The sequence below is a fragment of the Streptomyces griseicoloratus genome, assembly GCF_014534645.1.
Lineage (GTDB): Bacteria > Actinomycetota > Actinomycetes > Streptomycetales > Streptomycetaceae > Streptomyces > Streptomyces griseicoloratus.
Window position 1 is genome coordinate 65,928 of sequence record NZ_JACVQF010000231.1, and the last position, 20,233, is coordinate 86,160.

Consider the following 20,233-nt stretch of genomic DNA (forward strand, 5'->3'; position numbering starts at 1 on the left):
CGGGTGAACGGCGGGAGCGGAGTTCACCGCGCCTCGGGCGCTGATGGAGTACCGCTCCCGCCGTCGACACCGACGGGAGGTCAGGCCTGCTCGGCCTCGGCGGCCGGGGCCTCGGCGGCGGGGGCCTCGGCCGGCTTCTCGGCGGCGCCCTCGGCGTCCGCCTTCTTCTCACCCTCGAGCAGGTCGCGCTCCCACTCGGCCAGCGGCTCGCCCGCGGCCTTCTCGCCCTTGCCCTCGGTGGCGACACCGGAGCGGGCGATGAGGCCCTCGGCGACGGCGTCGGCGATCACGCGGGTGAGCAGGGTGACGGAGCGGATCGCGTCGTCGTTGCCCGGGATCTTGTAGTCGACCTCGTCGGGGTCGCAGTTGGTGTCGAGGATGGCGACGACCGGGATGTTGAGCTTCCGGGCCTCGCCGACCGCGATGTGCTCCTTCTTGGTGTCCACGATCCAGACGGCGCTGGGCACCTTCTGCATCTCGCGGATACCGCCGAGGGTCTTCTCCAGCTTGGCCTTCTCGCGGGAGAGGACCAGCAGCTCCTTCTTGGTGAGGCCGGAGGCGGCCACGTCCTCGAAGTCGATCTGCTCGAGCTCCTTCAGGCGCTGCAGACGCTTGTAGACGGTCGAGAAGTTGGTGAGCATGCCGCCCAGCCAGCGCTGGTTGACGTAGGGCATGCCGACGCGGGTGGCCTGCTCGGCGATGGCCTCCTGCGCCTGCTTCTTCGTACCGACGAACATCACCGTGCCGCCGTGGGCGACGGTCTCCTTGACGAACTCGTAGGCGCGGTCGATGTACGACAGCGACTGGAGCAGGTCGATGATGTAGATGCCGTTGCGCTCGGTGAAGATGAAGCGCTTCATCTTCGGGTTCCAGCGACGGGTCTGGTGACCGAAGTGGACGCCGCTCTCCAGCAGCTCCCGCATCGTGACGACGGCCATGGCCGTATCTCCTTGAGTTTCTCGGTTGTGCCGCGGAAGCCGGACGGCTCCCGCGCCTGACGCCCGCGGTGCGCCGTGCCACGAGGGACCGAGGGGCGCTGACACCGGAGTCCGGCTGCTGCCGGTCCCGGTATCGGGGCGTGCGAAGTCGACCCGGTGACCCGGATCGCCACCAGAAGTGTACGGGAACCGCGGAGCCCCGGGTGACGCCGCTGTCCACAACCGGGCGGTGGTCCACAGGTCGCGGCCCGGTTCCGCCCGTGTGCGCAACGGTTCTCACATGCGAGTGAGGCGATGTGTGAGCGCGTGTACGTGGGTGGCGTTGCTGCTGACCCTTTCCCTGGCCCTGGCCGTGCCGAGTCCTGCGCCGCCGCCGGTGCCGGCGTCCGCGGTGGCCCCGGCACCGCGGGCTCCGGATCCCGCGGTGCCGGCCGTGGCCCGTGGCTGGCCGGTCGGCACCGGGCCGGCGGTGCTGCGCGGCTGGGAGCCCCCGAGTACGCCGTACGGCCCGGGGCACCGGGGCGTGGACCTCGCGGCACCGCCCGGCGCGCCGGTACGGGCCGTGGCACCCGGACGGGTGTCGTTCGCGGGCCGGGTCGCGGGCAAGGGGGTGGTCTCGGTGGAACTGACGGGCACGGGCGACCCGCCTCTGCGGACGACGTTCGAGCCTGTCCGCGCGTCGGTGAAGAAGGGCCGGAGGGTGGCGGCGGGCGACGTGCTCGGCACAGTGGAGGCCACAGCGGCGGGGACCCACTGCACGGCCCCCTGCCTGCACTGGGGGCTCCTGAGAGGCGACGTCTACCTGAACCCGCTGTCACTGCTCCCGACGTGGCTGCTCAACGGCGGCCCGGCGAGACTGCTGCCGGTCCTGGGAGTACCCCTGCCGGGCGCCACGGGCCACCAGGCCTCCCCCGGTACGTGAACCGTCGGCGAAGCCGCCGGGGCGAACCGCCGGGCGGGCAGCCGCGGCGGATGGGCGCGGGCGGATGGGCTCGGGCGGGTGCCGGGGCCGAGAGTGCGCGGAGCCGCCCGCTGCGGGCGGGCACCGGGCTGCGCCGCACAGGCGCGCGCCGAACTGACGACAGGCGGTGGTCGGCCTACACCGCACAGGCGCACGCCGAACTGCCGAGAGGCGGTAGTCGGGCTGCGCCACACAGGCGCACGCCGAACTGACGACAGGCGGTGGTCGGCCTGCACCGCACAGGCGGGTGCCGAACTGACGAGGGGCGGTGGTCGGCCTACGTCGCACAGGCGGGTGTCGCACGGCGCGGGCAGGCAGACGCCGGGCCCCCGTTTCGGGGACGCGCCAGCGGCGTCGGGGGGACGCGTCCGCGGCGTCGGGGGGGGCGGCGCGCTGCCGGGGCGGCCGCGCCGAGTGTGGGGCCGGTGCCGGACAGCGCGGCCGGCCTCGGCGCCGTCAGCCCCGTACGCCCCGCAGCACCATGTGCACCGCCGCCTCCGTGACGGCGTCCGGCTCCTCCGCCGCACCCAGCTCGATCCGCCGCACGGCCGCGTCCACGACCCCCTGCAGCAGCATCGCCGCCAGCCGCGGCTGCTCGTGCCCCATCTCCCCCAGCGCCTCGACGATCATCGCGACCAGCCCGCCGTGCGCCGCCCGGATCTTCTCCCGGGCACCGGCGTCCAGCTCGCTCGCGGAAATGGCCACGACGGCACGGTGGCGCCGGTCCCCGACCAGCTCCAACTGCTTGCGCACATACGCCTCGACCTTGGCCTCCGGACCGTCGACCGCGGCCATCGCCGTCTCGACCTCCGCCGCCCAGACCGGGAAGTCGACCGCGCACAGCTCCTCGACGACCGCCGCCCGCGACCGGAAGTACTCGTACACCGACGAACGGGCGAGGCCCGTCCGCTCGGCCAGGGCGGGGAAGGTCAGTGCCTCCGTCCCGCCCTCGGACAGCAGGGAGCGTGCCGCGTCCAGCAGGGCGGCACGCTGCATCGACCGGTGCTCGGCCACAGAGGCCGCTCGAATCCTTGGCACGTCACCACTTTACGGACGTGCCACGGCGGACGGGAGTCACTCACCTCACCACGTGGCCGGGTCAGCGGCCGAAACCGGCCAGCTTCGCCCGCAACTGCAGCACGGACTTGGTGTGGATCTGGCTGACCCGGCTCTCCGTCACCCCCAGCACGTTCCCGATCTCGGCCAGCGTCAGCCCCTCGTAGTAGTACAGCGTGACGACGGTCTTCTCCCGGTCGGGCAGCGTGTTGATCGCCCGGGCCAGGAACCGGCGCAGCTCCCGGTCCTCGGCGACCTCCACCGGGTTGTCGGCGGCGGTGTCCTCCAGCGTGTCCATGAGGCTCAGCCGGTCCCCGCCGTCGCCCCCGACATGCAGCAGCTCCTCCAGCGCCACCACGTTGGCCAGCGACAACTGGCTGAAGACCGCGTGGAGTTCCTCCACCGTGATCCCCATCTCGACGGCCACCTCGCTCTCCGAGGGGGTGCGCCGCAGCCGCGCCTCCAGCGTGGCGTACGCCCGCTCCACGTTCCGGGCCTTCTGCCGTACCGACCGCGGAATCCAGTCGAGTGCCCGCAGCTCGTCGATCATGGCGCCCCGGATCCGGGTGATCGCGTACGTCTCGAACTTGATCTCCCGGTCGACGTCGAACTTCTCGATCGCGTCGATCAGCCCGAACACCCCGGAGGAGACGAAGTCCGCCTGCTCGACGTTGGGCGGCAGTCCCACGCTCACCCGGCCCGCCACGTACTTCACGAGGGGCGAGTAGTGCAGGATCAGCTGCTCCCGCAGCCGCTCGTCCCCCGTCGCCTTGTACGACCGCCACAGCTCGTCGAGCGTCGAGGGAGCGGGCGGTCGCGCGCTGCCACCGTCCCGGGCGGCTGGGGGGAGCGCCGCCCGGTCGGACCCGGAGGTGTGCTGGGGCATTCGTCGCCTAGTGCCGTTCTGCCGTGATGTGGGTTGCCTGGGTGAAGGCCGCCGGTCTGCTGTCTGGTTGGTGCCTGTCTGCGTGGGGGTCCTCGTGAGCGTAGCGTGACTGGGCTGTCGCGGTGCGCGAAGAGCGGAGCGGGGGCCGTACGCAGATACGTTCCGCTGGCTGCTCCACAAGGGGGACGGTGACCGCCCGGAGTGATCACCCGAATACCCCAACTGCGGGAATTCCCAAGGGTGTCGGGGTTCCCCCGGACGGCCGAACACTCACCGTCAGCGCGGGCTCCGTCCGCCGCGGACAGAGATCATCGCCTGGCGTGTCAACTTCCAGCCATCGCCATGTCGTTCGACATAACCAAGTGCTCGAAGCTCGTACAGCCTCGCGATCGCGTCGTCCGGCGTGGTCTGGGCACGACGTGCGACCTCGGCCGCCGCCGCATCGCCTCGCGCCGGGAGCGCGGCCAGTACGTGCCGGGTACGGGATTCCAGCAGGTCGGTGGGGAGCACCGGCCCGCGCCGGTCGGGGGCCAGCTCTCCCATGTCTCCGACCAGCTCGACGACCTCGTCGGCGTCGGTGACGAGCACGGCGTCGCCGCGCAGCAGCTGGTGCACGCCCGCCGACAGCCCGCTGGTGGCCGGTCCGGGGACGCCCATCGTGTGCCGGCCCAGGCGCTGCGCCGCCCGCGCCGTGACCAGCGAGCCGCTGCGGTGGGCGGCCTCGACGACCACGGTGCCCCGGGTGAGGGCGGCGATCACCCGGTTGCGCAGGATGAATCTGCTCGGCGTCGGATGGTCGCCCGGCGGCAGCTCGCCGACGACCAGTCCCTGGGCCGCGATCCTGTTGATCAGCTCTGTGTGCCCGCGCGGGTAGGGACGGTCGACGCCGCAGGCGAGGACGGCGGCGGTGGCACCGCCCGCGCCGAGGGCGCCCCGGTGCGCGGCGCCGTCGACGCCGTAGGCTCCGCCGGAGACCACCACCCAGCCGCGTTCGGCGAGACCGGCGGCGAGTGTGGCCGCCATGTGGGCGCCGTACTCCGTGCAGGCGCGGGCGCCGACGACGGCCACCGACCTCAGCGCCCACATCCTCAGGTTGGGCCGGCCGCGTACCCACAGCCCCAGGGGCCGCGCGTCCCCGAGGTCGTCGAGCTGCCCCGGCCATTCGGCCGCGCCGGGGACCACGAACCGCACCCCCGCCGCGTGTGCGGCCGCGAGGTCCCGGTGCGGCTCGGCCCGGGCGGCCCGCGCCCGCAGTCCCGCCCACCGCTGCTCGCTCACGCCCGGCAGGGCGCGCCCGCCCTCCCGCAGCCTGCGCACCACGTCCCGGACGCCGCGCTCGCGCACCCACCGGCCGCCGACCTCGTCACCGGGCTCGATGACACGGCTGAGAAAGACCCGCCCCAGCAACTCGTCCTCCACATCACCATCCCTGGCCACGCCACCCCCGCACTGATCACCGCCCCAGGTCGTGCCGTCCCCACTGTCATGACCGCCACACGTCACGCCACCTCCGCACTCATCACCGCCCCAGGTCACGCCGCCACCTCCGCACTCATCACCGCCCCAGGTCGCGTCGCCCTCCCGGGGCACATCGCCGCTCCCGGGCGCGACAGCAGCCCCGGGTGTGCCATCACTCCCGAGTGCGGCAGCACCCCCCAGCGCGCCACCACCCCTGAGTGCGGCACCAACCCCCGGCGCGCCACCACCCCCAAGTGCGGCACCAACCCCCAGCGCGCCATCACCCGTGCCCGCGGTGGCAGCCCCGGTCATGCCGTCGCCCCCGGCCGGATCATCGCCCCGCATCACGTCAGCGCCCCGATGGCCATGGGGACGCCCCGTGGGACCCCGGTGCGCAGCTGGAGTGCCAGGGCGACGTCCGTCGCGTCGGGCCGGGCGTGGCCGACGAGGTCCGCCACGGTCCAGGCGACGCGCAGGACACGGTCGAGGCCGCGCGCGGTGAGGACGCCCCGTTCGAGGCTGCGCTCGGCCTCGTCCAGCGCTCCGGGCGCCGCGTACCAGCGGCTGCGCAGCTCGCGTCCGGGCACCTCGCTGTTGGAGCGCCAGGGCGTGCCGGCCAGCCGGGTGGCGGCACGCTCCCGGGCCGCCCGCACCCGGTCGGCGACCGTCGCGGTGCTCTCCCCCCGGGCGGCGTCCACGGCCAGCTCGCTACGGGTGACGCGGTCCACCTCGACCCGGAGGTCGACCCGGTCGAGCAGCGGGCCGGACAGCCTGGCCTGGTAGCGGCGGATCGCCGAGGGCGGGCACTCGCACAGGTCGTCCTTCTGCGAGAAGCGCCCGCAGGGGCAGGGGTTGGCGGCGAGCACCATCAGGAACCTGGCCGGGAACCGCACGACGCCCGCGCTGCGCGCGATGACGACGTGCCCGGCCTCCAGCGGCTGGCGCAGGGCGTCCAGGGCGTGGCTGCTGAACTCGGGGGTCTCGTCCAGGAACAGGACACCGCGGTGCGCGAGCGACACGGCTCCGGGCCGGGCGACGCCGGGGCCGCCGCCGACGAGGGCCTGCATCGTGGCGGAGTGGTGCGGCGCGCAGTAGGGGGCCACGTCGATCAGGGGTTTGCCCGGCGGCAGCAGTCCGGCCACCGAGTGGACCGCGGTGACCTCCAGCGACTCCGCCCGGCCGAGCCGGGGCAGGATGGCGGGCAGCCGCTCGGCGAGCATCGTCTTGCCCGCGCCGGGCGGCCCCTCCAGGAACAGATGGTGTCCGCCGGCCGCGGCCACCTCCACGGCCGTGCGTGCCGAGCGCTGGCCCACGACGTCGGCGAGGTCATGGCCGTGGTCGTGCTGGGCCGCGCCCGTGCTGTGCATGCCGGTGGCCGCACCCGTGCCGGGCACGCGCAGGCCGGCCAGCAGCGGGTCGGGGCGGCCCTGCTGGTCGGGTTCCTCCTCGGGCACGGGCTCGTCGGCGAGGACGGCGATGAGCTGGCGCAGGCTGCGGACGCCCAGCACCGACACACCGGGCACCAGGGACGCTTCGGCGGCGGCGCACTCCGGTACCACCACCTGCTCGTAGCCGGCGTCCGCGGCCGCGAGCACCGCCGGCAGGATGCCCCGCACCGGCCGGACGCGCCCGTCCAGCCCCAGCTCCCCGATCATCACGATGTCGGCGAGCACCCGGGGGTCGATCCGCTCGGCGGCCCCGAGCACCGCGGCGGCGACGGCGAGGTCGAAGCCGCTGCCGCTCTTGGGCACCGAGGCCGGGCTGAGCCCGACCGTCAGCTTCTTCTGCGGCCACTCCGCACCCGAGTTCACCACCGCGGCCCGCACCCGGTCCCGGCTCTCCGTCAGGCTCTTGTCCGGCAGTCCCACCAGCGTGAACGCCGCCACGCCCGGTTCGAGGTCGGCCTGCACCTCGACGACCACGCCCTCGACGCCGACCAGCGCCACCGAGCACGTACGCGCGAACCCCATCACGCCACCCCCCGCGCGTGCTCGACGACCGGTCCGCCGCGCCGTGGGAGGAGCACGCCGATCAGGTCGATGCGCACGCCCCCGGGCGGGGCTCCTCCGTGGGTCTCGATCCACCGTTCGGCGAGACGGCGCAGGCGCTGCGCCTTCTCGGGGGTCACGGCGGCCATCGGATGCTCGAAGCGGCCCTCCCTGCGGGTCTTCACCTCACAGACGACCAGCGTGTCCCCGTCCCGGGCGACGATGTCGATCTCGCCGGTCCTGCCGCAGCGCCAGTTGCGCTCCAGGACCGTCATCCCGGCCTCTGTCAGCCGGCGGGCGGCGAGCGTCTCGCCGTACCTGCCCATCGCACCGCGTGCGTTCATGTCGGCACCACCTCCGGCGCCAACGATGAGGGCGGCTCACCGAGCTGTTGGATCTTGGTGGACGCTCATCCGGATGTGGAAATTCTCGTCACCCGTGTGGGGGAACGACCCCTGTGGGTGACCGGCCGTCACCCGCCGGGCAGCTCCAGGTCGCTCTTGTTCAGCTCCTCGATGTTCACGTCCTTGAACGTCAACACCCGAACTTGCTTCACGAAGCGCGCCGGGCGGTACATGTCCCACACCCAGGCGTCGGCCATGGAGACCTCGAAGAACACTTCGCCCTGGACCGAGTGCACCTGCATCTCGTAGTCGTTGGTGAGGTAGAAACGCCGCTCGGTCTCGATCACGTATTTGAACAGACCGACGACATCTCGGTACTCCCGGTAGAGCTTGAGCTCCATCTCGGTCTCGTACTTCTCGAGGTCCTCGGCGCTCATGGCATGTTCCCCTTCAGCCGTGCGGTCCCACCATTGTGCTCCAGTCCCGCGAACCCCTAGACGATTTCCGTGTCCAGGGTCACCGGCCCGGCCGGGGGGCCTTCGACGAGCAGCGTGCGCAGCAGCTCGGCGAGTCTGGTCGGATACACCGTCTCATGTGCCCGGCTCAGTTCCTGGCACGTCCACCAGCGCGCTCCGGCGACACTGCGCCGCTCCAGCTCGGTCAGGCCCACGGCCTCGGTCGCGGTCTGGCTGGTGCGGGCCAGGTAGTACCACTCGTCCTGGTCCCAGCGGCGGCCCGCGAACGGGAAGGAACACCTCCGCCGCCACAGCACGGGACCGAGCTCGACCTCGGTGATGCCGGTCTCCTCCACGAGTTCCCGCAGGGCGGCCTCCTCACGGGTCTCGTCGCCCTCCACGCCGCCGCCCGGCGTGAACCACCAGTCGTCGGACGGATCGTCCGGTTCGTGGCCGTGCAGCAGCAGGATGCGGTCCTCGGGGTCCAGCAGCACGACCCGGGCGACCCGGCGCAGCCCGCCCTGGTAGGTGTCCTGGCCCGCCTCGTGGGTGTCCTGCCCCGCGTTCGTCGCCTCAGCGGGCACCGGCGGGCTCCCTCCCGGTCCGGGCGCGGGAGGCCGCGGCCCGCTTGGCCACCGGTCCGTACGCGGCGCCACCGAGGATCAGCACGGCCCCGGCGATCACCAGCGCGACGACGGTCCGCAGCGGGCCGGGCGAGGAGAGGCCGCCGAGCGTCTCGAACCCGGTGGGACGCTCCAGCATGCCGTTCATGGGCCACACGACGGCGTCGACCCGGGCGTCCACGGCCCCGCGCGACACGGTGCCGCCGGCCGCGTCGGTGAGGTGGGCGGTGGAGTCCACCGAGGTGCCGCGCTCGTCGCCGAGCAGGAACAGGCGGCCTTCGGGCACGGTCACGGTGGGGAAGTTGCCGTTCTCGGCGGGTGTGCCGGCGGGCAGGTACGGCTCGTCGATCACCTTGCCGTTGACCTTCAGCTTGCCGTTCTGGCAGCAGGAGACGGTGTCGCCGCCGACCGCGACCACGCGCTTGACCATCGGCGCGTTGGCCCAGGTGGCGTCCTTGAAGACGACGACGTCGCCGCGCCGGACGTCGGCGCCGTCGATGCGCTCGGCCAGCACCCGGTCACCGGCGTCGATCGTCGGCGTCATCGAACTGGTCGGCACCGTGTACGGCCGGTACACCACCGCCCCCCAGGCGAAACCCCCGAGGAACAGCACCAGGCCCAGCGCCACGGCCAGGCCGGACAGCCGCTGTCCGGTACGGCCGCCCACCGGGCCCCTGCTCACGCCACCGCCGAGCGGGGCCGTACGTGTCGTGCTCTCGCCACCCATGGGTCCGCACCCTACCGGGCGGTACCCGAACGGGTCAGCCCTTGCCGACGCCCGGGATCAGGGGCAACGGACGTACGTCCCGGGGCGGCCCGGCCGTACGCTCCGGGGCGGCTCGGCGGGTCCCCGGGGCCGGCTCAGCGGGTCTCGGCGGGGGCGATCCGCCGGCGGCGCCACAGGACGACCGGGACGGCACCGGCGAGCGCCAGGCCCTGGGGCGCGACCGACAGGGCCGCGGCGGCCGACGACTGGTCGTTCAGCCCCACCTGGTCGAAGGTGTCGGGGACCGGAAGGGTGTCCCAGTGGTTGATCGGCCAGGCGACGAAGACGGCGCGGCCGATGACCTCCTTCACCGGAACCATGCCGTTGTTCCGGTCCGACTGGTTGTAGCGGGAGTCCCGGGAGTTCTGCCGGTGGTCGCCCATGACCCAGACGTGGCCCTCGGGGACCGTCACCTTGAACTGGCCGCCCTGGTCGTCGACGCTGCACGGCGTGTTGCCCGGGTAGACGTACGGCTCGTTGAGCGCCTTGCCGTTGACCTTCAGCGGGCCGGTGCCCTTGCACTCGACGGTGTCGCCGCCGACGCCGATGACGCGCTTGATGAGGTCCTTCTCGTCCGCGGAGGGCATCAGGCCGATCCAGCCGAGGAAGACCTGCAGCGCGTTCGGCTCGGGCGTCGGTTCGCCCGCCAGCCACGCGTCGGGGTCGTGGAAGACGACGACCTCGCCGCGCTCGGGTTCCGAGCCGAACCAGGGCGTGAGCTTGTCGACCAGGACGCGGTCACCCTCGGTGAGGGTGTTCTGCATCGAGGCGGAGGGGATCGAGAACGCCTGCACCAGGAACGTCTTGATCAGCAGCGCGAGCACCAGCGCGATGCCGATCAGGATCGGCAGCTCCTTCCAGAAGGAGCGCTGCTTCTTGGCCGCGGGGGGCGTCCCGCCCGGTCCCCGGCCCTCGGTTCCACCCTGCTCGTTCGTCACTGTGCCGTCCTCGGCCGTACCGGAGCCGCCGCCGGAGTCCGGTGCCGGGCCCTTCGCGGCTGGGGCAGCCGCGTCCACGGGGCGCCCACGGTCCTCCTCGCCGTGTCCGGACCGTGTGCCAACCGCCACATCCCCCACGCCAACTCCTTACTCTGTGCCGCCGCCTGCCCCGTGCCCGGCGCAGGCCCACCACTCCCATAACGAGCGGGAGTTCCGCAGGGGTCGGGAGTCGCACCATTCCGTTCGGATCGTCGGGGGCAACCCTATGCGACAGCGAGGGAACAGCGGTCGACCCTGCGGCCGCGTCGGACACGGACGCGTAGGTTTCCGGCTCGTCCAGGGTCCGCCAGTGGCCGAACGGCCAGGCGATCACCATGGCCCGTCCCACGACCTCGTCCTCGGACACCGTGCCGTACTCGGTGCCCTGGTGGGAGCGGGAGTCGGCGGAGTTGGAGCGGTGGTCGCCCATCACCCACAGCCGCCCCTCGGGGACGGTGACGTCGAACGGCTCCCTGGAGGGGACGTCCCCGGGATACAGGTAGTCCTCGTTCAGGGGAACGCCGTTGACGGTGACCCGCCCCTGGGTGTCGCAGCACTTGACCCGGTCGCCGCCGACGCCGACGACGCGTTTGATGAGGTCCTTCTCGTCGTCGGAGGGCAGCAGACCGATGAAGGCGAGGCCTTCCTTGAGCTGTTTGACGACCACGGGGTCGTCCTTCTTGGTGGTCTGCTCGCCCTTGAGCCAGCCGCCGGGGTCCCGGAACACGACGACGTCCCCGCGCTGCGGCTGGGAGCCGAACCAGGGAGTGAGCTTGTCGACCAGGACCCGGTCGCCGATCCGGATCGTCTGCTCCATGGAGCCCGACGGGATCACGAAGGCCTGCACGAGGAAGGTCTTCAGGACGAGCGCGATCAGGACGGCGACGCCGACGAGAAGGGGGATCTCCTTCACGGCGCTGCGCCTGCGGCGCCGCTTGACCTTGCGCTGGAGTCTGCGCCGCTCGGCACGGGTACGCCCGCCGGGCGGGCCGGCGGCGCGCCGGGAGCCGGTCGGCAGCAGGTTCTCCGCGGGACTGCTCGGGGCCCCGCGTGGTTTGCCGCGGCTACCCATGGGCGGTCTCGGCCCTCTCCGGCTCGCCCGTCTCCGCCGCCGGCACGCGCGCGTAGGCGTCGGGGCGGTCGAGGCGGGTCGCGTGCCCGAAGGGCCAGACGATCCAGTCGGCGCGGCCGATCACCGCGTCCACCGGCACCATGCCGCCGCCCGGGGAGCCCAGGTGGTCCCGGGAGTCACTGGAGTCGCTGCGGTGGTCACCCATGACGAAGAGGGTGCCGTCGGGCACGACGACGTCGAAGCGCACCGTGGACGGGCGGTCACCGGGGTGGAGGAACGCCGACTCGTCGACCGACTGGCCGTTCACCTGGACCCTCCCGTCCCTGTCGCAGCAGACCACGTGGTCCCCGCCCACACCGACAACGCGTTTGATGTAGTCGCCGTGCCCGAAGAACCCGGTGCCGTCGAACACGACGATGTCGCCCCGCTGCGGCCGGTCACCGAAACGGTACGCCACCTTGTTTACGAGAACCCGGTCGCCGATCCTCAATCCGCGCTCCATGGATCCGCTGGGGATTTGGAACGGCTGCAGCACGAACGTGCTGATCAGCAGCAGGAACAGCAGGAGGACCAGACCGGTCAGGGTGATCCGCCCGCCCGGCACCCACTCCGAGATCCGGGCCGCGAACGCGGAACGCGACCGTCCCTCCGGACCCTCCGGATCCGAGCTGTGCTCGGCGTCGGAAGGGCGGGAGGAGCGGTCGCGCTCCGTGGGCTGTGCTTCGGTGTCCATCGGGGCCAGATGCTATCCGGCCCCGCCATGAACCCGTCGGCGCGCTCAGCTCTCGCGCTTCTCCTTGATCTTCGCCGCCTTGCCGCGCAGGTCGCGCAGGTAGTACAGCTTGGCGCGGCGGACGTCACCGCGGGTGACGAGCTCGATCTTCTCCACGATCGGGGTGTGCACCGGGAAGGTGCGCTCGACGCCGACGGAGAAGGAGACCTTGCGGACCGTGAAGGTCTCGCGCACGCCGGAACCCTGGCGGCGGATCACCACGCCCTTGAACTGCTGCACACGGGAGCGGTTGCCCTCGATGACGCGCACGTGGACGTTGACGGTGTCGCCGGGGCGGAAGGCCGGGACGTCGCTGCGCAGCGACGCGGCGTCGACGGAGTCGAGCAGGTGAGACATTTCGTCTGCTTTCTTCGCTGATGCCACAGGTCATCAGCGGGAACTAGATGTTCGGATCAGGGCTGTGCGGGTCGGGGCGGACGTCGTCTCCCCCTGTGGCAGGGGCGTACGCCGGACCGGCACACAACAGCGGCCTATTCTTCCACGCCGCCGGTCCTGCGCCAAAATCGGCCGTACGGCTCCCCGTCCGGGTCGGGCTCCCAGCCGAGGATGGAGAGCATTTCCCAGTCCTTCTTGTCGAAGGCCTCGGGTTCGCACCGCTCGATCAGGTCGGGCCGGTGGGCGGTGGTGCGCCGCAGGGCCTCGTCGCGGCGCCAGCGGGCGATCTTCCCGTGGTGGCCGCTGAGCAGCACCTCGGGGATCTCGCGCCCGCGCCAGTGGGGCGGCTTGGTGTAGACGGGGCCCTCCAGGAGGCTCGCCATGGCTCCGGGGGCGAAGGAGTCGTCCCGGTGGGACTCGGCGTTGCCGAGGACGCCGGGCAGCAGCCGTGCCACGGCCTCGGTGACGACGAGCACGGCCGCCTCGCCGCCGGCGAGGACGTAGTCGCCGATGGACACTTCGTACACGGGCATCCGGGTCGCGTACTCGTCGATGACGCGGCGGTCGATGCCCTCGTAGCGGGCCGGGGTGAAGATCAGCCAGGGGCGCTCGGAGAGGTGGACGGCGAGTTCCTGGGTGAAGGGGCGGCCGCTGGGCGTGGGCACGATGAGGGCGGGCTCGCCGCAGCCGGTCTCGTAGCCGTCGGCCAGGACGGAGTCCAGCGCGTCGCCCCACGGGTCGGTCTTCATGACCATGCCGGGGCCGCCGCCGTACGGCGTGTCGTCGACGGTGTTGTGCCGGTCGTAGGTCCAGGAGCGCAGGTCGTGCACGTGCACGTCGAGCTGTCCGCGCGCGCGTGCCTTGCCGACCAGGGAGACGTTCAGCGGCTCCAGGTACTCGGGGAAGATCGTGACGACGTCGAGCCTCATGCGCCGGCGTCCTCGTCGCGGGAGGAGGCGATCTCGGCGCGGTCGTCGATCAGGCCGGGCGGCGGGTCGATGACCGCGCGCTGCTCCTCCAGGTCGATCTCGGTGACGATCTCCGCCACGAACGGCACGTACACCTCGCGGCCGTCGGGGCGCTCGACCACGAACAGGTCCTGCGTGGGCAGGTGCGAGATCTCGGTGATCCGGCCGACCTCGGTGCCGTCCGCGGTCACCACGTCGAGGTCGATCAGCTGGTGGTCGTAGTACTCGTCCTCCTCCTCGGGCAGCTCGTCCGGGTCGACGTCCGCGATCAGGAGGGTGTTGCGCAGCGCCTCGGCGGCGTTGCGGTCACGCACGCCCTCGAAGCGCAGCAGGAGGCGGCCGCTGTGGACGCGGCCGGTCTCGATGGTGAGCGGTCCCGCGGAGGCGGGATCGGTGGCGAGTACGGCGCCCGGGGCGAGCCTGAGTTCCGGCTCGTCCGTGCGGACCTCCACGGTGACCTCGCCCTTGATGCCGTGGGCGCGGCCGATCCGTGCGACTACCAGTTGCACTGTGCTTGATCTCCTGTCATACGACCGGCCGTACGACGTCGGGCCGGGGACGGCCCTGTGGCCCTCCCCGGCCCGAGCCGGTGCTGCGTTGCGAAGCGTCAGCGGACGTGGTCCACGTCGACGAGGTCGACACGGACGCCGCGGCCGCCGATGGCGCCCACGACGGTACGCAGAGCGCGTGCGGTGCGGCCGTTGCGGCCGATCACCTTGCCGAGGTCGTCCGGGTGGACCCGGACCTCGAGCACGCGCCCGCGGCGCAGGTTGCGCGAGGCCACCTGCACATCGTCAGGGTTGTCGACGATGCCCTTCACGAGGTGCTCGAGAGCCTCCTCGAGCATGCTCAGGCCTCGGTCGACTCGGACTCGGCGGCGGCCTCGTCCTTCTTGTCGGCCTTCTTCTTCTGGGTGATGGCCTCACCCTTGCCCTCGTCGTCGCCGCCGAGCGCCTCGAAGGACGGACGGGCCGGCTTCTCGGCCGGCTGCAGCAGAGGCGCCGGGGCGGGCTCGCCCTTGAACTTCTGCCAGTCGCCGGTCTTCTTCAGGATGGCGAGCACCGGCTCGGTCGGCTGGGCGCCGACGCTCAGCCAGTACGCCACGCGCTCGGCGTCGACCTCCATCACCGACGGGTTGTACGTCGGGTGGTACTTGCCGATCTCCTCGATCGCACGGCCGTCACGACGGGTACGGGAGTCGGCGACGACGATGCGGTAGTGAGGCGAACGGATCTTGCCCAGACGCTTCAGCTTGATCTTGACTGCCACGGGAGTGGGTTCTCCTGGATTTGACGTGGTGGGGCACGGCGGGAACGCCGCGTGGGGTTGCGGTACCCGAGTGCCCGATGGACGCGTCAGCCGGAGGAGAGAGGGGTCCTGTGCGGCTGTCGAGTACAGCTAGCCATTGTGCCATACCGCGCGGATCGCCTCCGGCCCAGGGGTGAGCGCGGGCACGCTCCGCGGACACCCGGCGCCGGCGGGAGGCCCGGGTCCGCGGCGGCACCCTCGGCCGGCGGGGTGCCGCGACCTCCCGCCGCACCCCGTCGGCCGGGCGCACGCGCTCCTGCGGCACCCACGAGATGCCGGGAGGGCCGTCAGCCCGCCACCGCGCCGACCGGCTCCGGGATCCGGAACGGCTTGCCGCAGCCGCCGCACATGATCGGGGCCTGGGCCAGGACCGACGGCACGACCCGGACGTTGCGGCCGCAGTCGCAGACCGCCTTCACGCGCACCCCGCCGCCGGAGGAGCCGTGCCGGGCGGCCGGGCCGCGGAAGGTGCGGGCCGAGTCGGCCGCGGTCGCCGCGGTGTGGGCCTTCAGCGCGCGCTGGAGCCGCTCGATCGTCGGGCGGTAGCGGCGCTTCGCCTCGGGGGTGAGCGTGACCAGGGAGAAGCCGCTGCTGGGATGCGGTTCCTCGGGGTGGTCCAGGCCCAGCTCCTCGGCGATCGAGAGGAATCTGCGGTTGTGGTACCGGCCGGCGCGGGAGGTGTCGCGCACTCCTCGCGCGGCGGCGATGCCGTGGACTGCCTCATGGAGCAGTCGTTCGAAGGAGAGTTCGTGCCCGCAGGCGGACGAGGACTCTCCGATCAGGGACTCGGGCGCGGCAAGATCGGGCAGCTCGGGGTGGTGCCGCTGAATGTCGGCCCACGCCTGCGCCAGCTCTGCGGCGAGAACAGGTGGTGTCGTGCTCACGTAATGACAACGAGCCTGGGTGCCGCTGTGTTCCTATTCCGGGGCATCCCAAATAATTTGCACGTACCCGTCAGTTGCCGCTGATGCGTCCCGACGAGGGCGGGTGCGCTGATCTGCGGAGAAGCCTCACAGCTCGTACCAAGCCGGTGCGTAGTCCGGCGTACGCGCCAGCGCGTACGCCCTGTCCACGCGCCGGGGAGTGGGCGGCGCGCGGGTGCGCAAGGCGCGTTTCGGCCGCCGTCGTGCCGGGAGGACGCCCTTCCGCGAGGCGCACCGGCGGGCGCGACGTTACCGGGTGCGCGTCCGGCGCCCGGCACCGGCCCGGCCACCGCGGCGCCGGCGTCCGGCCCCGGCCCGCTCACCACGGCCGACGAGCCGGCGGACCGGTGCCCAGGGCGGTGCCGGGGCCCCACCGCCACGCCGGGCGCGCCCCGTGGACCTTGGCCGGAACCGCCTCGTGGGCACCATGCGGCATGGCAGACGCGGGCCGGCGCGGCGGCCCGCGACCCGCAGTCATCGCCGGCGACAGGATCCGGCCACCCTCTCACCGGCGCCGAGGACGGCCCGGCAGGGCGATCGGCGGCGGCGCGCCGCAGTGGCCCGGGTTGCCGGAATGTGAAATCTCGCCACTCCTGCGGGGATCGGGCAACCCGGCCCCCGCTACCACTGGACGCCACGGCGCGCCCGGAGTTTCCTGACATACGGGGGGAGTGCGAGCGCGACTCACGGGGGCCAGGGAATCGGCACGGCGGCAACACTCGGCGATTGGGGCGCTTTCCTATGACACCTACGCTCGTGCGTCAGCACCTGCCTCACGCCGGGGCCGCGCCCCGCGTGGACCTGCGGGCACGCGCGCGTGACTGGTCCGAAATACAGGAGCGGATGCTCGTACCGCTCTACGAGGCCGTCTACGAGCGACTGGACGTCGGCGGCGGCACACGGCTGCTGGGGCTGGGCTGCGGTTCCGGGCTGGCCCTGCTGATGGCGGCCTCGCGGGGCGCCGCGGTGACCGGTGTCGACTCCGGGCCCCCGGAGCTTTTGGAGCTCGCCCGGCGGCGGCTGCTGCCCGAGGCGTGGGACACGGGCACCGGCGCGGACGCCCGGATCGCCGACCGCGTACCGCGCGACGCGGCGGACCCGGCGTTCACCGTGGTGACCGCCTTCGAACCCATCGGATGCCTCGCGGGCGACGCCGAGGGACTGGGCGAACTGCTCGCCGAGGCCACACCGCTCGCCGAGCGGGGGGCGGCCGTGGTCCTGGCCGGCTGGGGACCGCCGGAGCGGTGCGCCACGACGTCCGTGCTGCGGGTGGGCACCAAGCTGGCGGACCCGCTGCGCAGCGCCGGCAGCTGGCGCCCCGCCCTGCGCGACGACCTGGAGGAGGTCGCCCAGCGGGCCGGGCTGAGGCCGGACGGGTCCGGGCGGGTGGCGTGCCCCTTCGGATACGCCGATGTCGACAGCGCGGTGCGCGGGCTGCTGTCGACCGGGCTGTTCGACGCGGCGATCGCGGCGACCGACCAGGAGCAGGTGGACAAGGAGCTGACGGAGGCCCTGCATCCGCACCGGCGGCAGGACGGGACGGTGTGGATGCCGAACGTCTTCCGCTATCTGATCGCCCGGACCCCCTGACCGCCGGCCCCGCCTCGAACCGGCTTCGTGCGGCCGCCTCCGTTCCTCCCGAGGGCTCACCGCCCCTTAACCTGATCCACCGTCGGGGGACAGGAACGGGGACAGGAACGTCTGTACACAGGAGCCGCAGTGCCGCACCACAGGACCGTGCCGCGCCTCGTCGCGCCCGTCGCCGTCCTCACGCTCGCCCTCACCGCGTGCGGGAGCGCGGACGACGGCACCGACGCCGAGCGCGCGGCGGCCCCGGCCACGTCCGCCCCGCCCTCCCCTTCGGCCTCCGCGGGCGGCGCGATGGCGCGGGGCGAGAGCGCGACGGGGAAGGTCGACGAGGTCACCTACGCGGTCGTGGCGCAGCGGGTCGACGTCGGCACGCGGGCCCAGGCCGCGAAGGCGGTGGCGGACGCCGCCGACGCGGAGGGCAGGGTGCCGGTCGTCGCGCATGTCGCGTACACGCACAAGGGCGGACCGGACCTCACCGACGGTTCCGGCGTGCGCGACCGCACCGCGGTCTTCGCCGACGGCCGGCGCGGGGCCGTCCTCGCCGGCGCCTCGGAGGCCGCCCCCGGGTGCGAGGACCCGTACGGCGTCGGGAGCTGGGAGCGGGGCGGGCGTCACGTCTTCTGCGTGACGTACCTGGTCCCCGCGGACGCCACGAGCGTGGAGGTCCACTGGTCGCCGGAGGGCGGCGAGCCCTACGTCTGGAGCTTCCCAGGCCCTGACCAACAGCGCGGGCGCGGCTAGGCCTCCGGGCCCTCCTTGGTCAGCCGGGTGATGCCGGCGATCCGGTACGCGTCGGCCTCGTCCAGCGTCTCGTTGAGCAGCAGCGCCTCGGCCAGCGCGTCGAGCTGCCCGCGGTGGTCGCGCAGCTTGCGGCAGGCCTCCTCGTAGCACTCGTCGACAACCCGCCGCATCTCGCCGTCGATGGCGTCCAGGGTCTGCGGGGCGGCGGCCAGCCCGTAGGCCTGCTGGGCGTCGCCCGGCAGGGCGGACAGCCGGCCGACCCGCTCGCTCATGCCCCAGCGCCCGACCATGCCGCGCGCGATCCGGGTGACCTGTTCCAGATCGTTCTCCGAACCCGTCGTGATCACGCCGTACACGACGTGCTCCGCCGCCATGCCGCCGAGCGCGCCGATGATCCGGCCGCGCAGGTACTCCTCCGTGTACGCGTACTTGTCCGAGTCGGGCGTCGACAGCGTCACGCCCAGCGCTCGGCCGCGCGGCACGATGGTGATCTTGCGGACGGGGTCGGCGCCCGGCTGCAGCATGCCCAGCAGGGCGTGCCCGCTCTCGTGGTAGGCGGTGCGCCGGCGTTCGTCCTCGGGCATGACGAGCGAGCGTTCGGCGCCCAGCTGGACCTTCTCCAGCGCCTCGGAGAAGTCCCCCTGCGTCACCCGGTCCTGCTTCCGCTTGACCGCGAGGAGGGCGGCCTCGTTGGCGAGGTTGGCGAGTTCGGCGCCGGTCATCCCCGGAGTCGTGCGCGCGACCTGCGCGAGGTCGACGTCCCGGGCGAGCGGGATCTCCCGGGTGTGGATGTCGAGGATGGCCTCCCGGCCGCCCCGGTCCGGGGGCGAGACGTGGACCACCCGGTCGAAGCGGCCGGGCCGGGTCAGGGCGGGGTCGAGGACGTCGGCGCGGTTGGTGGCGGCGATGACGACCACGCCCTCCGAGCCCGAGAAGCCGTCCATCTCGGTGAGGATCTGGTTGAGCGTCTGCTCCCGCTCGTCGTGGCCGCCCACCCCGGCGCCGCCGCCGCGGGCCCGGCCGATCGTGTCGATCTCGTCGATGAAGATGATCGACGGCGCGACCTTCCGGGCCTCGGCGAACAGCTCCCGTACCCGGGAGGCGCCCACGCCCACGATCATCTCGATGAACTCGGAGGCGGAGGCCGAGAAGAACGGCACGCCCGCCTCCCCGGCGACCGCGCGCGCCAGGAGTGTCTTGCCCGTGCCGGGCGGTCCCGCGAGGAGCACGCCCCGGGGCATCTTGGCGCCCATCCGGCGGTAGGCGTCGGGGTTCTTCAGGAAGTCGACGACGTCGCTGAGCTCGCCCTCCACCTCGTCGATGCCGGCCACGTCCGCGAAGGTCGTGCGCTTGGTTCCGGGCCGCAGCTCGACGGGCCTGGGCGGCGCCTTGCGGCCGAGCATGCCGCCCGCTCCGCCGCCCATCGCCCGGCTCATGCGCCGCGCGATGAAGACCCAGAGCAGGACCAGGAGCAGCATCGGGGCCAGCGAGATCAGCAGGTTGGCCAGGAAACTGCGGTGCTGGACGACCGGTTCCGCCGTGACGGTGACGTCGTGCCGGGTCAGGTCGTCCCAGAGCTGGTCGTCCGCGAAGGTCGGCCGCTCGGTCTGGAACTTGGTGTAGGTCCCCTCGCCCTCGGGGTCGTCCTGGGCCTTCTTCAGCTGGCCCTGGATGGCGTCGCCCTTGGCGTAGATCTTGCTGACGTTGCCCGCGTCGACCTGTCTGCTGAACTCGGTGTACGAGATGGTCGGCTCGTCGCGCCCGTTGAAGAAGGACAGCACGAGGTTGGCGATCAGGTAGACGACCAGCGCGGTGAGGACCAGGCTCCACCAGCCGCCCCGCATCCTCCTCCCGCCGGGCGGCGGCTTGGGAGGCTCCTCGGGGGTGCCCTCGGTGCGCCAGGGCGGCTCGGTGGCCTTGCGCGGCGGAGAGGGATTGGCCATATCCGGACGTTACGCCAGGAAAGCGGCGCGGGCATGCGCTTGTACGTCGCTGGGGGCGCCCCTTGGCG

The 20,233-nt window shown here is 72.8% G+C and carries 21 protein-coding genes and 1 pseudogene; 3 read left to right on the forward strand and 19 right to left on the reverse strand.

The window, feature by feature from the left end:
• Positions 1–80: 80 nt before the first annotated feature.
• The gene (gene rpsB, locus H0H10_RS34205; RefSeq protein WP_188185079.1) at positions 81–938 is read right to left on the reverse strand and encodes a 30S ribosomal protein S2; all 858 of its coding nucleotides are present in this window, start codon (positions 936–938) and stop codon (positions 81–83) included.
• 280 nt (positions 939–1,218) lie between these two features.
• Here rpsB and H0H10_RS34210 point away from each other — a divergent pair, with 280 nt between their 5' ends.
• On the forward strand, positions 1,219–1,860 hold the full coding sequence (locus H0H10_RS34210; protein ID WP_188185080.1) for a murein hydrolase activator EnvC family protein: 642 nt from the start codon (positions 1,219–1,221) through the stop codon (positions 1,858–1,860).
• 495 nt (positions 1,861–2,355) lie between these two features.
• Here H0H10_RS34210 and H0H10_RS34215 read toward each other — a convergent pair whose 3' ends face one another.
• From H0H10_RS34215 to H0H10_RS34295, 17 genes and pseudogenes are all read right to left on the reverse strand, one after another.
• Positions 2,356–2,913 (reverse strand): TetR/AcrR family transcriptional regulator, encoded by a 558-nt coding sequence (locus H0H10_RS34215; RefSeq protein ID WP_188185105.1) that lies wholly within the window; start codon positions 2,911–2,913, stop codon positions 2,356–2,358.
• An 85-nt stretch (positions 2,914–2,998) separates the two neighbouring features.
• Positions 2,999–3,841 carry an RNA polymerase sigma factor WhiG gene (gene whiG, locus H0H10_RS34220; protein ID WP_188185081.1) on the reverse strand — a complete coding sequence of 281 codons (843 nt, stop codon included), beginning with the start codon at positions 3,839–3,841 and terminating at the stop codon, positions 2,999–3,001.
• 276 nt (positions 3,842–4,117) lie between these two features.
• Positions 4,118–5,260 carry a DNA-processing protein DprA gene (dprA, locus tag H0H10_RS34225; protein WP_309141956.1) on the reverse strand — a complete coding sequence of 381 codons (1,143 nt, stop codon included), beginning with the start codon at positions 5,258–5,260 and terminating at the stop codon, positions 4,118–4,120.
• 383 nt (positions 5,261–5,643) lie between these two features.
• Positions 5,644–7,269 (reverse strand): YifB family Mg chelatase-like AAA ATPase, encoded by a 1,626-nt coding sequence (locus H0H10_RS34230; protein ID WP_188185083.1) that lies wholly within the window; start codon positions 7,267–7,269, stop codon positions 5,644–5,646.
• Positions 7,269–7,631 carry a YraN family protein gene (locus H0H10_RS34235; protein ID WP_188185084.1) on the reverse strand — a complete coding sequence of 121 codons (363 nt, stop codon included), beginning with the start codon at positions 7,629–7,631 and terminating at the stop codon, positions 7,269–7,271. Before H0H10_RS34235 ends, H0H10_RS34230 begins: the two co-directional genes overlap by 1 nt.
• Before the next feature lie 128 nt (positions 7,632–7,759).
• Positions 7,760–8,068: a DUF2469 domain-containing protein gene (locus H0H10_RS34240; protein WP_003965949.1), complete on the reverse strand. Its 309-nt coding sequence runs from the start codon at positions 8,066–8,068 to the stop codon at positions 7,760–7,762.
• Between the two features lie 56 nt (positions 8,069–8,124).
• Positions 8,125–8,670, reverse strand: coding sequence for an NUDIX hydrolase (locus H0H10_RS34245; RefSeq protein WP_188185085.1), 546 nt, complete (start codon positions 8,668–8,670; stop codon positions 8,125–8,127).
• Complete coding sequence (gene lepB, locus H0H10_RS34250) at positions 8,660–9,436, reverse strand: signal peptidase I (RefSeq protein ID WP_188185086.1); 777 nt, start codon at positions 9,434–9,436, stop codon at positions 8,660–8,662. Before lepB (H0H10_RS34250) ends, H0H10_RS34245 begins: the two co-directional genes overlap by 11 nt.
• Positions 9,437–9,570: 134 nt before the next feature.
• Positions 9,571–10,551 carry a signal peptidase I gene (gene lepB, locus H0H10_RS34255; protein WP_188185087.1) on the reverse strand — a complete coding sequence of 327 codons (981 nt, stop codon included), beginning with the start codon at positions 10,549–10,551 and terminating at the stop codon, positions 9,571–9,573.
• Positions 10,433–11,524: pseudogene (gene lepB, locus H0H10_RS34260) on the reverse strand (signal peptidase I); the annotation flags it as partial. The pseudogene lepB (H0H10_RS34260) and the gene lepB (H0H10_RS34255), both read right to left, overlap by 119 nt.
• Positions 11,517–12,257: a signal peptidase I gene (gene lepB, locus H0H10_RS34265; RefSeq protein WP_188185088.1), complete on the reverse strand. Its 741-nt coding sequence runs from the start codon at positions 12,255–12,257 to the stop codon at positions 11,517–11,519. The pseudogene lepB (H0H10_RS34260) and the gene lepB (H0H10_RS34265), both read right to left, overlap by 8 nt.
• Positions 12,258–12,302: 45 nt before the next feature.
• Positions 12,303–12,653 (reverse strand): 50S ribosomal protein L19, encoded by a 351-nt coding sequence (gene rplS / locus H0H10_RS34270; protein WP_103781700.1) that lies wholly within the window; start codon positions 12,651–12,653, stop codon positions 12,303–12,305.
• 134 nt (positions 12,654–12,787) lie between these two features.
• Positions 12,788–13,621 (reverse strand): tRNA (guanosine(37)-N1)-methyltransferase TrmD, encoded by an 834-nt coding sequence (gene trmD / locus H0H10_RS34275; RefSeq protein ID WP_188185089.1) that lies wholly within the window; start codon positions 13,619–13,621, stop codon positions 12,788–12,790.
• The gene (rimM, locus tag H0H10_RS34280) at positions 13,618–14,169 is read right to left on the reverse strand and encodes a ribosome maturation factor RimM (protein ID WP_188185090.1); all 552 of its coding nucleotides are present in this window, start codon (positions 14,167–14,169) and stop codon (positions 13,618–13,620) included. Before rimM ends, trmD begins: the two co-directional genes overlap by 4 nt.
• Positions 14,170–14,267: 98 nt before the next feature.
• Complete coding sequence (locus H0H10_RS34285; RefSeq protein WP_003973401.1) at positions 14,268–14,507, reverse strand: RNA-binding protein; 240 nt, start codon at positions 14,505–14,507, stop codon at positions 14,268–14,270.
• A gap of 2 nt (positions 14,508–14,509) precedes the next feature.
• Positions 14,510–14,929: a 30S ribosomal protein S16 gene (rpsP, locus tag H0H10_RS34290; RefSeq protein ID WP_188185091.1), complete on the reverse strand. Its 420-nt coding sequence runs from the start codon at positions 14,927–14,929 to the stop codon at positions 14,510–14,512.
• Positions 14,930–15,255: 326 nt separating this feature from the next.
• Positions 15,256–15,852, reverse strand: a complete 597-nt coding sequence (locus tag H0H10_RS34295; protein ID WP_188185092.1) for a hypothetical protein — start codon at positions 15,850–15,852, stop codon at positions 15,256–15,258.
• 780 nt (positions 15,853–16,632) lie between these two features.
• Here H0H10_RS34295 and H0H10_RS34300 point away from each other — a divergent pair.
• Together H0H10_RS34300 and H0H10_RS34305 are read left to right on the forward strand one after the other, a co-directional pair.
• Positions 16,633–17,481 carry an SAM-dependent methyltransferase gene (locus H0H10_RS34300; protein ID WP_188185093.1) on the forward strand — a complete coding sequence of 283 codons (849 nt, stop codon included), beginning with the start codon at positions 16,633–16,635 and terminating at the stop codon, positions 17,479–17,481.
• Between the two features lie 129 nt (positions 17,482–17,610).
• On the forward strand, positions 17,611–18,222 hold the full coding sequence (locus H0H10_RS34305) for a hypothetical protein (protein WP_188185094.1): 612 nt from the start codon (positions 17,611–17,613) through the stop codon (positions 18,220–18,222).
• On the opposite strand, the gene ftsH is transcribed toward H0H10_RS34305, so the two are convergent.
• Positions 18,219–20,165 carry an ATP-dependent zinc metalloprotease FtsH gene (gene ftsH / locus H0H10_RS34310; RefSeq protein ID WP_188185095.1) on the reverse strand — a complete coding sequence of 649 codons (1,947 nt, stop codon included), beginning with the start codon at positions 20,163–20,165 and terminating at the stop codon, positions 18,219–18,221. The genes H0H10_RS34305 and ftsH overlap by 4 nt on opposite strands.
• Between the last annotated feature and the right edge of the window lie 68 nt (positions 20,166–20,233).

What these genes read in the sequence shown, in the direction of transcription:
- H0H10_RS34285 (WP_003973401.1), bottom strand. Translation starts at nt 14,507, where the DNA reads ATGCTCGAGGAGGCTCTCGAGCACCTCGTGAAGGGCATCGTCGACAAC.
- lepB (WP_188185086.1), bottom strand. Translation starts at nt 9,436, where the DNA reads ATGGGTGGCGAGAGCACGACACGTACGGCCCCGCTCGGCGGTGGCGTG.
- trmD (WP_188185089.1), bottom strand. Translation starts at nt 13,621, where the DNA reads ATGAGGCTCGACGTCGTCACGATCTTCCCCGAGTACCTGGAGCCGCTG.
- lepB (WP_188185088.1), bottom strand. Translation starts at nt 12,257, where the DNA reads ATGGACACCGAAGCACAGCCCACGGAGCGCGACCGCTCCTCCCGCCCT.
- H0H10_RS34235 (WP_188185084.1), bottom strand. Translation starts at nt 7,631, where the DNA reads ATGAACGCACGCGGTGCGATGGGCAGGTACGGCGAGACGCTCGCCGCC.
- H0H10_RS34240 (WP_003965949.1), bottom strand. Translation starts at nt 8,068, where the DNA reads ATGAGCGCCGAGGACCTCGAGAAGTACGAGACCGAGATGGAGCTCAAG.
- whiG (WP_188185081.1), bottom strand. Translation starts at nt 3,841, where the DNA reads ATGCCCCAGCACACCTCCGGGTCCGACCGGGCGGCGCTCCCCCCAGCC.
- rplS (WP_103781700.1), bottom strand. Translation starts at nt 12,653, where the DNA reads ATGTCTCACCTGCTCGACTCCGTCGACGCCGCGTCGCTGCGCAGCGAC.
- H0H10_RS34300 (WP_188185093.1), top strand. Translation starts at nt 16,633, where the DNA reads ATGACACCTACGCTCGTGCGTCAGCACCTGCCTCACGCCGGGGCCGCG.
- H0H10_RS34230 (WP_188185083.1), bottom strand. Translation starts at nt 7,269, where the DNA reads ATGGGGTTCGCGCGTACGTGCTCGGTGGCGCTGGTCGGCGTCGAGGGC.
- rpsB (WP_188185079.1), bottom strand. Translation starts at nt 938, where the DNA reads ATGGCCGTCGTCACGATGCGGGAGCTGCTGGAGAGCGGCGTCCACTTC.
- H0H10_RS34210 (WP_188185080.1), top strand. Translation starts at nt 1,219, where the DNA reads ATGCGAGTGAGGCGATGTGTGAGCGCGTGTACGTGGGTGGCGTTGCTG.
- ftsH (WP_188185095.1), bottom strand. Translation starts at nt 20,165, where the DNA reads ATGGCCAATCCCTCTCCGCCGCGCAAGGCCACCGAGCCGCCCTGGCGC.